Source organism: Stenotrophomonas sp. 96582_Sma (assembly GCF_056480905.1).
On record NZ_CM151122.1, the window covers coordinates 2854315 to 2868225 of the forward strand.

At 67.3% G+C, this 13911-nt stretch carries 13 protein-coding genes; 5 read left to right on the plus strand and 8 right to left on the minus strand.

What is annotated here, in order from left to right; genetic code table 11:
- The first annotated feature begins 82 nt into the window (after positions 1-82).
- Complete coding sequence (locus ACZK2R_RS13200; RefSeq protein WP_180837652.1) at positions 83-964, plus strand: LysR substrate-binding domain-containing protein; 882 nt, start codon at positions 83-85, stop codon at positions 962-964.
- 174 nt (positions 965-1138) lie between these two features.
- On the plus strand, positions 1139-1576 hold the full coding sequence (locus ACZK2R_RS13205) for a DUF3806 domain-containing protein (protein ID WP_121503529.1): 438 nt from the start codon (positions 1139-1141) through the stop codon (positions 1574-1576).
- A 115-nt stretch (positions 1577-1691) separates the two neighbouring features.
- Here ACZK2R_RS13205 and ACZK2R_RS13210 read toward each other — a convergent pair whose 3' ends face one another.
- Positions 1692-2852 (minus strand): amidohydrolase family protein, encoded by a 1161-nt coding sequence (locus tag ACZK2R_RS13210; RefSeq protein WP_180837653.1) that lies wholly within the window; start codon positions 2850-2852, stop codon positions 1692-1694.
- Between the two features lie 183 nt (positions 2853-3035).
- Between ACZK2R_RS13210 and ACZK2R_RS13215 the strand changes: the two genes are divergently transcribed.
- Entirely contained in the window at positions 3036-3677 is a 642-nt protein-coding gene (locus ACZK2R_RS13215) for a hypothetical protein (protein WP_180837654.1), read from the plus strand.
- 27 nt (positions 3678-3704) lie between these two features.
- On the opposite strand, the gene ACZK2R_RS13220 is transcribed toward ACZK2R_RS13215, so the two are convergent.
- Both ACZK2R_RS13220 and ACZK2R_RS13225 read right to left on the minus strand, forming a co-directional pair.
- The gene (locus ACZK2R_RS13220) at positions 3705-4337 is read right to left on the minus strand and encodes a hypothetical protein (protein WP_258015768.1); all 633 of its coding nucleotides are present in this window, start codon (positions 4335-4337) and stop codon (positions 3705-3707) included.
- Positions 4338-4441: 104 nt separating this feature from the next.
- Complete coding sequence (locus ACZK2R_RS13225) at positions 4442-7168, minus strand: TonB-dependent receptor plug domain-containing protein (protein ID WP_180837655.1); 2727 nt, start codon at positions 7166-7168, stop codon at positions 4442-4444.
- Between the two features lie 219 nt (positions 7169-7387).
- Here ACZK2R_RS13225 and ACZK2R_RS13230 point away from each other — a divergent pair, with 219 nt between their 5' ends.
- Positions 7388-7987, plus strand: coding sequence for a GNAT family N-acetyltransferase (locus ACZK2R_RS13230; RefSeq protein ID WP_121503533.1), 600 nt, complete (start codon positions 7388-7390; stop codon positions 7985-7987).
- On the opposite strand, the gene ACZK2R_RS13235 is transcribed toward ACZK2R_RS13230, so the two are convergent.
- Both ACZK2R_RS13235 and ACZK2R_RS13240 read right to left on the minus strand, forming a co-directional pair.
- The gene (locus tag ACZK2R_RS13235; protein WP_125895867.1) at positions 7984-8760 is read right to left on the minus strand and encodes a CDP-diacylglycerol diphosphatase; all 777 of its coding nucleotides are present in this window, start codon (positions 8758-8760) and stop codon (positions 7984-7986) included. The two genes, ACZK2R_RS13230 and ACZK2R_RS13235, sit on opposite strands and share 4 nt — an antisense overlap.
- Positions 8761-8827: 67 nt before the next feature.
- The gene (locus ACZK2R_RS13240; RefSeq protein ID WP_180837656.1) at positions 8828-9484 is read right to left on the minus strand and encodes a decarboxylase; all 657 of its coding nucleotides are present in this window, start codon (positions 9482-9484) and stop codon (positions 8828-8830) included.
- 171 nt (positions 9485-9655) lie between these two features.
- Between ACZK2R_RS13240 and ACZK2R_RS13245 the strand changes: the two genes are divergently transcribed.
- Positions 9656-9952, plus strand: a complete 297-nt coding sequence (locus ACZK2R_RS13245; RefSeq protein WP_006373100.1) for an I78 family peptidase inhibitor — start codon at positions 9656-9658, stop codon at positions 9950-9952.
- A gap of 96 nt (positions 9953-10048) precedes the next feature.
- Here the strand turns inward: ACZK2R_RS13245 and ACZK2R_RS13250 are convergent, their stop codons facing one another.
- The 3 genes from ACZK2R_RS13250 to lldD form a co-directional block, all read right to left on the minus strand.
- Positions 10049-10933, minus strand: a complete 885-nt coding sequence (locus ACZK2R_RS13250) for a hypothetical protein (protein ID WP_180837657.1) — start codon at positions 10931-10933, stop codon at positions 10049-10051.
- A 131-nt stretch (positions 10934-11064) separates the two neighbouring features.
- Positions 11065-12771 carry a D-lactate dehydrogenase gene (dld, locus tag ACZK2R_RS13255; protein WP_180837658.1) on the minus strand — a complete coding sequence of 569 codons (1707 nt, stop codon included), beginning with the start codon at positions 12769-12771 and terminating at the stop codon, positions 11065-11067.
- Positions 12768-13907: an FMN-dependent L-lactate dehydrogenase LldD gene (gene lldD / locus ACZK2R_RS13260; protein ID WP_478487302.1), complete on the minus strand. Its 1140-nt coding sequence runs from the start codon at positions 13905-13907 to the stop codon at positions 12768-12770. The genes dld and lldD overlap by 4 nt, the downstream gene beginning before the upstream one ends.
- Between the last annotated feature and the right edge of the window lie 4 nt (positions 13908-13911).

Sequence of the window (13911 nt, forward strand, 5' to 3'; positions counted from 1 at the left end):
GACGGTAGCAACAGCCGGGCATTGCCGGCCCCTGCCCTGCATGGTAGAAGTCGGCCTGGGTATCCAGAAGTGAAATGTTCAAATGCAAGACAGTGCCAAATCGAATAGAACCCTGTTCGAACTGGACCTGCTGCGTGCGCTGGTGATGGTGGCCGACTGCGGCAGCTTCACCACTGCGGCCACGCGCCTGCATTCGACCCAGTCCACCGTCAGCCAGAAGGTGCGCCGGCTGGAGGAACTGGCCGGGCATCGCCTGCTCGAACGCCGCCACCGCGACGTACACCCCACCGATGCCGGCCACACCCTGCTCGGCTACGCGCGGCGCATGCTCGACCTGAACGAGGAAATGGCGCAGGCGCTGGCCGGTGCGATGGTGGAGACCGCAGTCCGCATCGGCGTGCCCGAGGATTTCGTCAACGCGCAGACCACGCGCATGCTGGCCGCCTTCAGCCGTCGCCACCCGCAGGTGAAGCTGGAGATCAGCAGCGGCCTCAGCCGCGACCTGGCGCAGGGCTTCGACCACGGCGAGCTGGACCTGGTTCTGGTCAAGCAGCGCCGCAACAGCCGCCAGGCGGTGCATTGCCGGCGCGAGCCGATGCACTGGATCGACAGCCTGCGCAGCAGCTGCCTGCAGCAGGACCCGCTGCCGCTGGTCACCTTCCCGCCGCGCGGGCTGTACCGCGACGAGATGATCCATGCCGTGGAAGCGCTGGGCCTGCGCTGGCGCATCGCCTTCACCAGCTCGTCGCTGAGCGGCATCCAGGGCGCGGTGGCCGATGGCATCGGCATCAGCCTGCTGCCGCGCCGCGCGGTCAGCCGCGAGCACCGCATCATCGATGGAGAGCGCGAGCTGCCGGTGATCGACAACTATGAGATCGGCCTGCTGCATCGCTCCGATGCCGAGGATGCCGTGCGAGCGCTGGCCAGCGAACTGTGGCGGCAGGTGCAGCGCGAACCGGACTGAGCACCGCACATGAGGTAGTGCCGGCCGCTGGCCGACAACCTCGACAGCCACATTGTCCAGGCGCGGGCATGGATCTAGCGCATTGATCATCGATATCTGATCAGACCTGCCGCACCAGGGCACTACATCGCCGGCTACAGTCCCCGTTGTTTCCGTGTCCCACGGCGCTCTGCCATGTCCGATGAAATCCCCACCCGCTTCGATCCCCTGCCCGCTGCACTGCAGACGCATCTGCAGCACCAGCGCTCGCTGATCGCTGCGCGCGTGGCCGCCGGCTTTCCGACGTTGCCGGTGCAATGGCCGCTGGCGGCCACCACGCTGCAGCGCGTGGTCGATGCCGAGCTGATCGACCGTGATGACGGCGATGGCTGGGAAGCGCTGGGCGTGGCGTTCGGTGACACCCTGGCCCAACGCGTGCCGGGCCTGGCCTGGATGCAGGTCACCGATGCCTGGGGCATCGACGCGGTGCTGCGCTATGCCGACAGCAGCCTGCAGATCGGCGCCAGCACGCTGCTGCTCAAGCGCATCGAGCAGGGCGAGCTCATCGACATCGCCCATCTGCTGGCGTGGCTTGAGGAATTTGTCGCCACCCGCGCCGACGATTACGCCTGAAAAGCTGCCGAGCATGGCTCGGCGCAACCGGAACTGGCGTGGCGTCGTGGGTAGATCCACGCCATGCGTGGATGGAACCACCGCGCGGCCACATTCATCCACGTATGGCCTGGATCTACAGCCAACGGCCATCAACTACCACGCGTCGCTCCACCGGCACTGCGGCCACAGCGGCCGGGCCGTGGTCGGCACGCACCGCCACGAATGTGGCCGGATGCCCTTCCACAAGACCGTACTGCGGCAGCCCGATCACCTGCGCGGCATGGGTGGTCACCATGTCCAGCGCCAGCATCAGGTCGGCATCGGTATGGAAGCCGGAGCGGTAGCCCAGCAGCATCGCGCGTTGCAACAGGTCGCCGTTGCCATACGGCCACCAGCAGTCGCGGATGTTGTCGTTCCCGGCGAACACGCGCACACCAGCGTCATGCAACGCGCGCAGCGGCGGGAATGGATGATCGCCCGGCGCGTTGCTCATGATCGCCACACCCGCCGTCGCCAGCGCCTCGCCCACCTGCAGCGCGCGTGCCAGCGGCACCTCGCCCAGCGAATAAGTATGACTGACCGCCACCCTTCCCTGCAGGCCGGCGGCCCGGGTCCGCGCGGCGATACGCAGCAGCTGGGCCAGGCCGGTTTCGCCAGGCTCATGCAGGTGGATGTCCAGCTGCACGCCATAGCGCTCGGCCAGGCCGAACAACAGTGCCAGCTGGCCCTCGGCATCGCCATCGAGCGTGGTCGGATCGATGCCGCCCAGCACGTCCACACCCGCTGCAAGGGCCTGCTCAAGCACCGCTGCGGTACCCGCGCAGGACATCACCCCGGCCTGCGGGAACGCCACCAGCTGGATGCGCATGATGCCGGCGCAGCGCAGCGCGGCCTCGCGTACCGCCTCCAGGTGGCGCAGGCCGGTGCTGCCATCGATATCGACATGGCAGCGCATTGCCACTGTGCCGAAGCCGCTGCATTGGCGGATCAGCGCCTCGGCGCGATCGACCATCGGCGCCGCAGCCGCCACTGCCGCCTTTTCCACCGCCAGCCGTTCACGCAGGCTGTTCACCGGCTGATGCGGGTGCCAACGGTCGCCGACGAAGCTCTTGTCGAGGTGAATGTGGCCGTCGACCAGCCCGGGCAGCACCGCGAAGCCCTGCAGGTCGACGCATTCCGCCCCTTCAGCCGGCGCGGCCTCGCCATTGAGCCCGCTGATGCGGCCATCACGGATATGGAAATGCAGTGGCGCGCCGTCGCGGTCGACACCAGCGTGGATGAACTGCAGGGTCATCGGGAATTCCCGGAAAGCCAAGACTGGCGCCATCCTGCGCCTCGATAGCGCCATCGGCCAACGAAATATCTGGATGGCACGCATTCACCAGAACGATGATTCCCCCTGCGACAACCGGTCGCAGCCACGCCGTGCACACCCCTGAACGGGTAACATGGGCGCCTGTTTCCGCTGTGATGCCACATGGGCCCGTCCGACCGCCACGATCGTCTCCGCCGCTGGCAGGCCGCGTCCCTGCTTGCCGCCGCTCCGATCGCCAGCCTGTCCGCCACTGATGCTGCGGCCGCTGCGCCGCTGCAGTCGCCGCCGGGCCAGCAGCGCATCGCCCCGGCTGCGCTGGTCGAGCGCCTGCACCAGCGCGTGCTGTCCGGGCAGAGCGCCACCGCCACGCTGGAACACTGGTGCGCCGAGCACGGCCTGGCCGAACAGGCGCGGGTGCGCGCCGTGCGCATACACGGCCAGGACAAGCCGGCCCCCGCCGACGTGCTGCAGGCGCTGGGCGTGAAGCCGGGTACCGACCTGCGCTATCGCCGCGTGCAGCTGGTCTGCGGCAGCCGCGTGCTGTCCGAGGCCGACAACTGGTACCTGCCTGGTCACCTCAGCCCGGCCATGAACCAGGTGCTGGACAGCACCGACGAACCGTTCGGTCGCGTGGTCGGCCCGCTCGGCTTCCAGCGCCAGACCCTGTCTGACCAGACGTTCTGGCCGCCGCGGGGCGAAGGCGATCACGGCGTGATCCTGGAAGTGCGTGCCCTGCTGCGCGACCGCCAGCAGCAGCCTTTCAGCTACGTCATCGAGTCGTACCTGCAGCAGGCGCTTCCGTAACGCGCCGCGGCGCCGGGCATCCGACGGCTACGGGCCCGTGATGGCGTTGGCTGCAGGATCCACCGAGAACACGAAGCGCCCACCACGCTGGTCCCTGCCCCATGTCATCGGCGCCGTGGTCAGACTGTAGACCGGGGCCGCCTTGTCCGTGCCGATCGCCTCGGACCAGGCACTGAAATCCTCATCGGTACGGCTTCGGATCTCGCCAACACACAGGCTGTAGCCACAGGCGAAAGACACCAGCGTGCCGTCGCTGCCGATGAGCCGGGTCGCGGCCGTCCTGTAGAGCCGGGTCAGGTCCTGCACTTCCGGGTGGCCAGCCGCATCGCGCTCGAACTGGCTGATCGCCTGCGCGAAAGCCTTGTCGGAACCCAGCAGCGCCTCGCTCTTCTGCACGGACACCGCACCCTCGTTCAGCAGCATGCGCTCGCCCTCGAGGAAGTGCCCCTCCGGTTGCGCGAGCCCAGCGGCAGCCGTCGTGGCACTCGATGCCGTTGCCGCGCGCGATGGCCCAGCGTGCTCCGCTGGCTGCGCGTGAGACTGCGCAGGCGCGGCATTGGCCACTTCCGCGGCATCCTCCACGCTGGCCGCCTGCCTGCCGCTGCAACCTGCAATGGCCAGCACGGCAATCACGCTCCACCCCCTGACATCCATGCGCATCCTCCTCCGGGTAGCGCCACAGCATGCCACGCGCGCAGCGGCAACACGGGTGCACTGCACAAAGAAAAGCCCAGCAATGCTGGGCCTTTCGTTCGCCTGCGGGATCAGCGGAACCGGTAGTCCAGCTGCACCCAGTACTGGCGGCCATACGGGTCGTAGTTGCCGACCGGGTAGAACGGCCAGCCGCCACCGTTCTTGTCCGCCGGCGGGCGGCTGTCACGCAGGTTGTTGACGATCACACCCACCGACAGGTTCTCGCCGAACTGGCGGAACACGCTGGCGTTGTACGTCATGTACGGCGCGATGCGGCCACTGCCATCGGTCTTCGGCAGCGAGCCGAAGCGGTTGCCGTACAGCGTGGTGGTCCAGTCACCCTGGTTCCAGGTGATGCTGCCGTTGGCCTTGCTGCGCCACTGGTAGTCATCCAGCGAATTGCGGATGTCACGCTCCGGATCATCGGAGAACTGGCGGTATTTGTGCTCCAGCACCACGGTGTAGGCCAGGCGCGTGGTGAAGCGGCCATAGCGACCGGCATCGAAACGCCAGTTGCCCTTCAGGTCCAGGCCGCGAACCGATTCGGAGGCCGCGTTGATCGGATTGATCAGCACCCGGGTCACCTGGTCCGGCTGCACGGTGGCATCGGACGGATTGCGGATCACCCGCGACAGCGCGTCCTGGCACAGCGGCGAACCGATATCGCGCGCTTCGCCGCCCAGCGTCCGGCCCAGGCGGCAATCGGCCTCATCACGCAGGATGCGGCTGGTATCGAGGCTGGTCACTTCGTTGTCGATGCGGATGTCGTAGTAGTCAGCGCTGAAATCCAGGCCGGACAGCGGCGACCAGACCACGCCGAAACCATACGACTTGGCCGATTCCGGCTGCAGCTGCGCATTGGCGCGGTTGCTGTAATCAATCGACAGGCCGTTGTAGTCGCAGTTGTCGTACGACTGGCCCGCAGTGCGGCAGCGCCAGTAATCGGTCATGCCCGGGTTGTAGCCGCGGGTTTCGGTGGCAAACACGTAGTTCATGTCCGGCGCACGGAAGCTGGTCGCCGCCGTACCACGGATCAGCAGGCTCTCGATCGGACGGAACTCGACGCCGAAACTCCAGGTGGCCTTGCCGATGTGCTCGCCACCGGCACGGTACTGGTCATAGCGACCGGCCAGGGTGGTGGTCAGCGACTGCAGCAGCGGCAATTGCAGCTCCACACCTGCAGCGTAGCGGTCACGCTCGCCACCGGCGCCGACGCCTGCACTGGTGTTCCAGAACTCGCCGCTGCCCAGGCGCGGGTCCGGTCGGTTGCGATAGCCCTGGCTGCCGGCCTCGACCACCGCTGCCAACGCCGCATCGCCCCCAGGCAGCGCGAACAGGCGGCCGTTGACGCTGGCGCTGAAGGTCTGCAGCCATGCCGCGTTACGGCTTTCCTGGTAGTCGGACAGCCCCTCGTATTCGTTCGGGGTCAACGGCTGGAACAGGCGCGCCGGATCCGGCGCATAGACCTCAACGCCGTTGCGCACACCCAGCTTCGGGCCGAGCAGGTATTCGTTGATGCCGGCCAGCAGCACCGGGCGGCGGGTGCGGTTCTCGTATCGCGAGCGGCTGTAGACCGCCTCATAGTCCCAGCCGCTGTCGCCGATCTGGCCACGTGCGCCGACGTTGAACGACCACGAGTTTTCCAGGAAGCGGTTGGCATTGCGCGGCAGGCCGCCGATTTCCTCCGGCGCGAAGCGCCGGTACCAGCTTTCCAGGTTGCCGGTGGTCTGGTTGTAGAAGTAGTTGCGGGCCGAGGTCCAGGTCGGCGCACGCGTGTTGTTGTAGATCCGCGCGCTGCCCACGGCGACATCGGCGAACAGGTCAGTGGTCTCGTTGACGTGGAAGGTCAGCAGGCCATAGCCATTGAGGTTGCGCTTCTGGGTCTGCACGGTCCAGTAGCTGGCGGCGGCCTCGTTGCTGCCGCAGTACCAGCCCTGGCGAGGGTTGAAGGCGCGGAACACGCTGCCGCCATAGATGTCAGACGCCCCGTCGCAGCCAGTGACGCCCGGATCGATGTTGCGGCCGGTGGCGGCATTGCGGCGATAGGCGATCGCGGTCGCCTGCGGTGCCTTGCCGGCCGGATCATCGTCCAGCGAATCCATGAAATCGCGCTGGCGCGCGTGGATCGCCTTGCGCACATCGAACTCGAAGCCGAACAGCGCATCCCAACGCTCGCCGGAACTACCACCGACCACCTGCGCGCGCTGGTTGTCGCCGCCGCCCTGCTGGGTGCCACCGGCGCGCACATTCACATCCACGCCCTCAAAGCGGTCCTTGAGGATGATGTTGACCACGCCGGCGATCGCATCGGAGCCGTATACCGCCGATGCGCCAGCGGCCAGCACCTCGATGCGCTCGATCAGCGCACTGGGAATGTTGGCCAGGTTGACCACGTTCACCGAGCCCTCGTAGGCCAGCGGGTAGTCGGCCTGGCGGCGGCCGTTGACCAGCACCAGCGTGCGGTTCGGGCCCAGCCCGCGCAGGTTGATGGTGTTGGCGGCCGGGGTGAAGGTGTTGCCGAAGTCCTCGCCCTGTACGTTGCCGGTGTTCTCGGTCAGCGCGCTCAGTGCGTCGAAGGCATTGCGGTAGCCCTGCGCATCGATCTGTTCGCGGCTGATCACCGTCACCGGCGACGGGCCCTCGACACTGGCGCGTGGAATGCGCGAGCCGGTGACCTTCACTTCCTGCAATGTGGTGGGTGCGCTTTCCTGCGCGAAGGCCGGCATCGAGACCAGCATCAGGGACGACAGTGCGAGCACCAGCGGACGCGGGCGCAGCGCCTTGTGGGAGGCGGACATGGGCTTCCTGGGGAGTTGGGCGGGTGGTGGTACGGGGGCAGCGGCCTGTACGGCGCATAACGATCCCGTAACGAAAGTGTCCTGAATGGGGGGTTTCAACGGAAATGACCAGGCCTGATGGCCTTATGCCTGAACCGAATCAGACCCGCAGTGCCATCCACCACACTTTTGCAATGTTTTGAATGGTGCAGGGCTGCAGGCACGGCCATCGTGCCCGGGATGATGACCCCGTACCCCACTTCCCTCCTTCCCCCATTGCGCCCGGTGCTGCGCCGTCACCTGCTGCAGCTGCAGGCCGCACCGGTCACCCTGCGCCCTTTCCAGCGTGCCGACCTGCCGCGCTGGCGCCTGTTCGATGACCGCCGCCGGCGCGGCCGCCGCGATCCGTCCGTCATCGATGAGGAAGCGCGCTTCCTCGCCCACATGCATCGCTCACGCCTGGAACAGGACAACGACCAGCTGCTGCTGGGGGTGTTCGATGACGAGCACGGCAACGTACTGGACCAGCTGCACGTACGGCTGCAATCACTACACGCGCGCAGCGCCGAACTGCTGTCGCTGCAGCATTGGCACCCGCATGCCGACGCGGCGCTGCAGGCGCTGTGCCCGTTCCTGTTCGAGGACGTCGGCCTGCATCGCCTGTTCGTGATGCTGCCACCGGACTGCAGTGATCCGTTCGCCACCGCGCTGCGGGCCTTCGGCTTCGAGCAGGAAGGCCTGCTGCGCGACCATCATCTGGATCTGGATGGCTGGCAGGATCGCCAGCTGCTGGCGCTGACCGCCCCCATGTGGCGGAGCAAGCACAGCGTGCTGGACTAGCGCACCCGCTCCAGCGCGTTGCCGGCACCGGTCAGCACCGAGCAGGCGTGGTCCTGCAGCTCTTCGGCGCTGGCCTCGTTGCCGGTGCCCGCGTCCACACGGGTGGCCAGCAGGATGAAGCCCGGGACGCCCTGCACGGCGTCCCGGCCCGCCACAACCAGGCTCCACTGGCCGACGTCGTCCACGCCTGCGAGGTCGTAGGCCAGCAGATTGAGCGGATTGGCGGTCAGTTCTGCGCCCGGCAGCAGGCGTGCCTGGTACTGATGGCCGCGCAGCAGCACCGGCAGCGGTGTCCACTGGCTGCCCAGAGCGGCAGCATGCGTGTCCAGCGCCTGCAGCACGTCGGCACGCAGGCAATCCACGTGAATATGCAGCTGATGTTGCGAGCGGCCATGCGGTGAATTCAGCGCCAGGCTGGCAACGTTGCGCGGCAGCGGTTGGCCCAGCGCCCGTTCGGTGTGGGTGCGGGCCAGCCAGGCCGCGCCGAAGTAGTTGGGTGCACCACGCTGGTACAGGCTGCGGCTCTCGATGCCGCTGACCTTGTCCAGCGGCATCAGCAGGAACTGGTAGTCGCCGTGCGCGTCCTTGACCAGCACATCGCGGCGGTCTGCTGCCGTCTCCACCCGCAGGCAATCGCCACGCGGGCCTTCGGCGCCCTGGCAGTCACGTTCAATCAATCGCCACAATGCATCGGAATGGGCCGGCGGCGGAGGCGCGCTGGCACAGGCAGACAACAGCAGCAGGGACGACAGCAGGAAGGGGCGCAAGGACACGGCACGACTCACGGAGCAGGCACGGCAGACAGCGCCGCGCTGCATTCTAGCCAGTGCAACGCTGCAATCAGTAGGTGCCGAACGGCACTTCAACCACGATCGGGGCGGCACCCTCGCCGGCCTGCAGGCTGTAGCGGTCCAGCGCGCCATCGTCATCGGCGTGCGGCTGGCGCTGGAAATGCAGCGGATAGCGGCTGTCCCCCAGGCGCACGGCACTGCCGTCGGCCTCCAGCGCGGCACCTTCCGGAATCAGCAGACCGCCCAGGTCGCTGTAGGCGCCAGGTATATCGGCGAAGCTATAGTCGGCCAGCTCGTCCACCCGCTGCATCGCATAGACGTGCGGCACATAGGGTCGTGCAGGGCTACGGCCATTGCTCAGATCCGTCACCCAGGCCTGCGGCAGGTGGTACTCCCCGCGCAGCGCAGCGACGCCCAGCGAGGGGCTGGCCACCTGCAGGCAGCACACCGCCCGCTTGCCCTCGCGGTCGAGGATGGCGAAACGGTCGCCGCGGGTGGCCGCCTGCGGCAGCATGGCGAAGGCCAGGTTACGCTGGGCCGGCGCGTAGCCGGATTCGGTCTGCAGGTTGCGCCAGGCGCCGAATACCGGGGTTTCGACCGGCGCGGGTTCCGGATCGGCAGCGGAGGCGGCAAACGCCATGCCCAGCAACGACAACACCAGCGCCGTCATCGTCTTGTCCTTGCCGCGGAAACTGCCTGCCGTCATACCGTATCCAACACCTGCGCCGGAAAGGCCCGGCCTGCCCGCTGGCGTACTGCCAGCCATTGCTCCCACTATGCAATGACCACGCTGTGCCGGCAATGACCGGGGCGCTGACGCCTTTCGCACGCTCGGTGCTATCGTTCCCGCCATCTTCCCCTGCGCAGGAGCGCTCGCATGTCTGCATTCCGTCTGTCCCTGTTGCTGCCGGCCTCCGCCCTGCTGCTGTCGGCCTGCGTCAGCACCCCTGGCCCGGAAGTCAAAGGCAGTGGCCGCTGCGACGCCAGCCAGCTGGGCTGGGCGATCGGCCAGCCGGCCAACGAGCCCAACATCCGTCGCCTGTCCCGCGAGAGCGGTGCCGGCCTGGTCAACCCGATCGGCCCCAGCACCATCACCACCAAGGACATCCGCCCGGACCGCCTGCGCGTGTTCGTGGACAAGGACAACATCATCACGTCCACCCGCTGCGAGTAAGCGCGGCAGCGGGATTTTGTAGAGTCGAGCCATGCTCGACTGGCTTTTCGGATGGGTCGCGCAGAAAACCAGTCGAGCATGGCTCGACTCTACATTTCAGGGTTCGGTATACCCCGCGCAGTCCGGCAGCGCCTGGTCGGGGTGGAATACCCCATCGCTGAAGCGGAACAGCCGCGTGTAGGTGCACGCCGGGTCCTGCTCGGTGCGCAGATCCTGCTTCTTCAACGGCCCCTTGGCCAGCGAATCCTCGAAGCGCGAAACACCGGCCGGGAACCGGGTCGCCACGGTCTGGTAGCGCAGCACCGGCATGCCCTCGGCGACCGTATCCAGCGCCAGCTTCGCCGAGAAGCCGTATTCGTCATGGCAGGCACCTGCGCGCTGCTTGATGTCCTGTTCGCTGAAACAGGCGCGGATCATCGCATTGCCCAGCCATGGCACGGTCAACACGTCGTCGTCCACCTGGATGTCGTCCTGCAGGTGGCGCACGCGTGCCAGTTGCAGCGTGGACGCGTCGGCACCTCCACCGGAGTACATGGCGCTGAACGTGACGATGCCACCCACCAGCACATTCTGGCGGGCGCGCTGCTGCGGGTCGGTCACCGGTTCATCGCTGCCCACGCCAGGTGCCAGCCGCACGATCCACGGCCACAGCGACAGCTCGCTTTCCTGCGGCACGTCGATGCTGACGTGGTAGGTGTGTGGCGTGCCCTGGCCCGGTTCCTTCTCAAGTACTTCCAGCACGGTCGGCCGGTCACCATCTTTGGCAACCGGCTGCACGCGCACGCACCAGATGCCGTCCCGCGTGCACTCGTAGAGCCCCACCGGCCCCGTCTCATTGGCGATCAGCACCTGCCCCAACGGCTCCATCACGTTGCCCGCAGCGTCACGCTGCTGCGGCAGGATCGAGCCCTGCGCCAGCGCCAGCATCGGGGTGGCCAGCAGTGCAACGCACACGGTCGTGCGGGCAAGGACGGGGGGCATGGATGAGATTCCTGCTCGTGGAATCCAGATGGTAACCGCTGCTCCGGTAGAGTCGAGCTTGCTCGACTGTGCCTGTCGGGAATTGCAGCCGAGCATAGGCTCGGCTCTACAGTAAAGCCACATTGTATCCGTCAATGCCCACTACAGTCGCAGCCACCCCACCCTTTCGCCTTCGATGTCTGGCCGATGCCCGGATTGAACGTATTGCTCGGATCCAGCTGCCTGTAGAACCCGGCCAGCGCCGGCTTGGCCGGGTACAGGTGGCCGACGTTGTGCTCGGCTGGATACTCGGCGCCACGCTGATCCAGCAACGCCCACATCGCATGCTCGATCGCCATCGGGTCTTCGCCTTTGCGCGCGATGTAGTCCTGGTGGAACACGTGGCACAGGAAGTGGCCGTAATACAGCTTGTGCAGCAGGCGGCCATCGATATCGACCGGCAGCTGCTCGAACCAGTCGGCATCATCGCGGCGCAGGGCGATGTCCAGCGCGACGATGTCCTGCACCTGGTCGCGGTGTACCTCGCGGTAGCGCACCGCGGCGCCGGCCACAGCGAAGCGATGCAGGAACGCCTTGCGCCCCTCATCGGCCGTGCAGTGGAAGTAGCCGCCCTCATGGTCGGCGAAGAAGCCGCGCAGCCAGGCCTCGGTTTCCGCGGCGTCCTGCGCGGAGACCTTCAGCAGCAGATGATGCTCGTAGCGCTGGCGGAACTCGCCCATGCGCTTGGGCAGGTGCGAGGGCAGCAGGCCGGTCAGCACCTGCATCACCCGGTCGGTCACGCCGCGCAGGCCCAGCCGCTCGAACCAGCCATCAACCCGGCTCTTCAATGCGAAGGCGGCCGGCACGCGGGCGGTGCCGAGGCGGTCGATCAACAGGAAGCTGTCCTTGCCGTAGCGTTCGCCGATGTCATAGGCATCGCGGTGGATATACTCGCCGGCAATCGGCAGGCGTTCGAAGCCGGTCAGCAGCTGGCGCCGGATCGCGGTCAGGCTGTCGGTGCGGTTACTGCCGATATAGAAGACCTCGGCGGCCTCCTTCTCGAAGGTATCCAGGCGCACCGCGAATACTGCCAGCTTGCCGGCAGACCCCGCTGCCTCGAAGTGGCGGCTGGGGTCGGCATTGAAGCGTGCTGGCGTATCGGCATCGACCCGGCGCACTTCCTCGGCGTAGCGTGGATCGGAGGCGGCGCGGCCATCGCCGTCCCCAACGTCGGCAGCACGGTAGTCACCCGCCTGCACGCGCTGCAGGATCTGCTCGGGCGTATCGCCCAGCGCGATGCCCAGATGGTTGACCAGCTGCAGCTGGCCCTGCGCATCGACCTGCGCATACAGTGCCAGCTCGGTGTAGGCCGGGCCACGGCGCACCAGCGCGCCGCCGGAGTTGTTGCAGATGCCACCGAGTACCGACGCACCGATGCAGGACGAGCCGATCACCGAATGCGGTTCGCGGCCGAGCGGTGCCAGCGTCTGCTCCAGGCGGTCCAGCGTCGCGCCAGGCAGGCACAGCACCTGGCGGCCCTCGTTCAACAGCTGGATGCCGGTCAGGCGCAGCGTGCTGACCAGCACGATCGGACGCCCATAGTCGTTGCCATCCGGGGTCGAGCCACCGGTCAGGCCGGTGTTGGCCGCCTGCAGGATGATCGCTGCCCCGCCCTGCACCGCCGCCTGCAGCACACGCCACAGCTCCAGCAGCGTCCCCGGGCGCACCACCGCCAGCACCGGGCCGTCGCCGAAACGGTAGCCACGGCGGAAACGGCGGGTGGCCTTGTCGCCGGTCAGTACATGGCGGTTGCCGACCGCATCGCGCAACTGCGCCAGCACGGCATCGTGGCCACTCACGGCAGGTTGACCAGCGAATCGCGGCCGATGTCAGCGATGCGGCGCGCACCGGTCAGTGTCATCGCCACGCGCATTTCCTTGGCAATCAGGTCCAGCAGGTTGGCCACGCCCGCCTCGCCCTGCGCTGCAAGTGCATAGACGAAGGCACGGCCCAGCAGCATGGTATCGGCACCCAACGCCAGCATGCGCACCACGTCCAGGCCGGTGCGGATGCCGGAATCGGCGAGGATCTTCAGGTCGCCCTGCACCGCATCGGCAATCGCCGGCAATGCACGCGCGGTGGACAGCACGCCGTCGAGCTGGCGGCCACCGTGGTTGGAGACCACGATGCCATCGGCGCCGAACTTGACCGCATCACGTGCGTCATCCGGGTCGAGGATGCCCTTGATCACCATTGGGCCCTTCCAGAACTCGCGGATCCACTCCAGGTCCTTCCACGAAATGGAGGGATCAAAGTTGCTGCCCAACCAACCGATGTAATCCTCCAGCCCGGTCGGGTTGCCGCGGTAGGTGGAGATGTTGCCCAGATCATGCGGGCGGCCGAACAGGCCCACGTCCCACGCCCAGTGCAGGTGGGTGATGGCCTGGCCGATGCGGCGCAGCGAGGCATTCGGGCCGCTCATGCCCGAGTGGGCATCGCGGTAGCGCGCACCCGGCACCGGCATATCCACGGTGAACACCAGGGTGGTCACGCCCGCGGCCTGCGCCCGCTCCAGCGCGTTGCGCATGAAACCACGGTCGCGCAGTACATACAGCTGGAACCACATCGGCCGCTGGATGGCCGGTGCCACTTCCTCGATCGGGCACACCGATACGGTGGACAGGGTGAACGGGATGCCGTGGCTGTCGGCGGCGCGCGCCGCCTGCACCTCGCCGCGCCGGGCATACATGCCGGTCAGGCCGACCGGGGCGAGCGCCACCGGCATTGCCAGCGTTTCGCCGAACAGTTCGGTTTCCAGGCTCAGGTCGGACATGTTGCGCAGGATGCGCTGGCGCAGCGCGATGTCGGACAGGTCGGAAACGTTGCGCTTCAGCGTGTGCTCGGCATACGCGCCGCCATCGATGTAGTGGAACAGGAACGGCGGCAGCCGGCGTTGCGCTGCGGCACGGTAATCGGTGGAGGCGGAGATGATCATGGGG

Bases quoted from the DNA above. Each gene is read 5' to 3' on its own strand.
- ACZK2R_RS13200 (WP_180837652.1), top strand. From the start codon at position 83: ATGCAAGACAGTGCCAAATCGAATAGAACCCTGTTCGAACTGGACCTG.
- ACZK2R_RS13205 (WP_121503529.1), top strand. From the start codon at position 1,139: ATGTCCGATGAAATCCCCACCCGCTTCGATCCCCTGCCCGCTGCACTG.
- ACZK2R_RS13210 (WP_180837653.1), bottom strand. From the start codon at position 2,852: ATGACCCTGCAGTTCATCCACGCTGGTGTCGACCGCGACGGCGCGCCA.
- ACZK2R_RS13215 (WP_180837654.1), top strand. From the start codon at position 3,036: ATGGGCCCGTCCGACCGCCACGATCGTCTCCGCCGCTGGCAGGCCGCG.
- ACZK2R_RS13220 (WP_258015768.1), bottom strand. From the start codon at position 4,337: ATGCGCATGGATGTCAGGGGGTGGAGCGTGATTGCCGTGCTGGCCATT.
- ACZK2R_RS13225 (WP_180837655.1), bottom strand. From the start codon at position 7,168: ATGTCCGCCTCCCACAAGGCGCTGCGCCCGCGTCCGCTGGTGCTCGCA.
- ACZK2R_RS13230 (WP_121503533.1), top strand. From the start codon at position 7,388: ATGATGACCCCGTACCCCACTTCCCTCCTTCCCCCATTGCGCCCGGTG.
- ACZK2R_RS13240 (WP_180837656.1), bottom strand. From the start codon at position 9,484: ATGACGGCAGGCAGTTTCCGCGGCAAGGACAAGACGATGACGGCGCTG.
- ACZK2R_RS13245 (WP_006373100.1), top strand. From the start codon at position 9,656: ATGTCTGCATTCCGTCTGTCCCTGTTGCTGCCGGCCTCCGCCCTGCTG.
- ACZK2R_RS13250 (WP_180837657.1), bottom strand. From the start codon at position 10,933: ATGCCCCCCGTCCTTGCCCGCACGACCGTGTGCGTTGCACTGCTGGCC.
- lldD (WP_478487302.1), bottom strand. From the start codon at position 13,907: ATGATCATCTCCGCCTCCACCGATTACCGTGCCGCAGCGCAACGCCGG.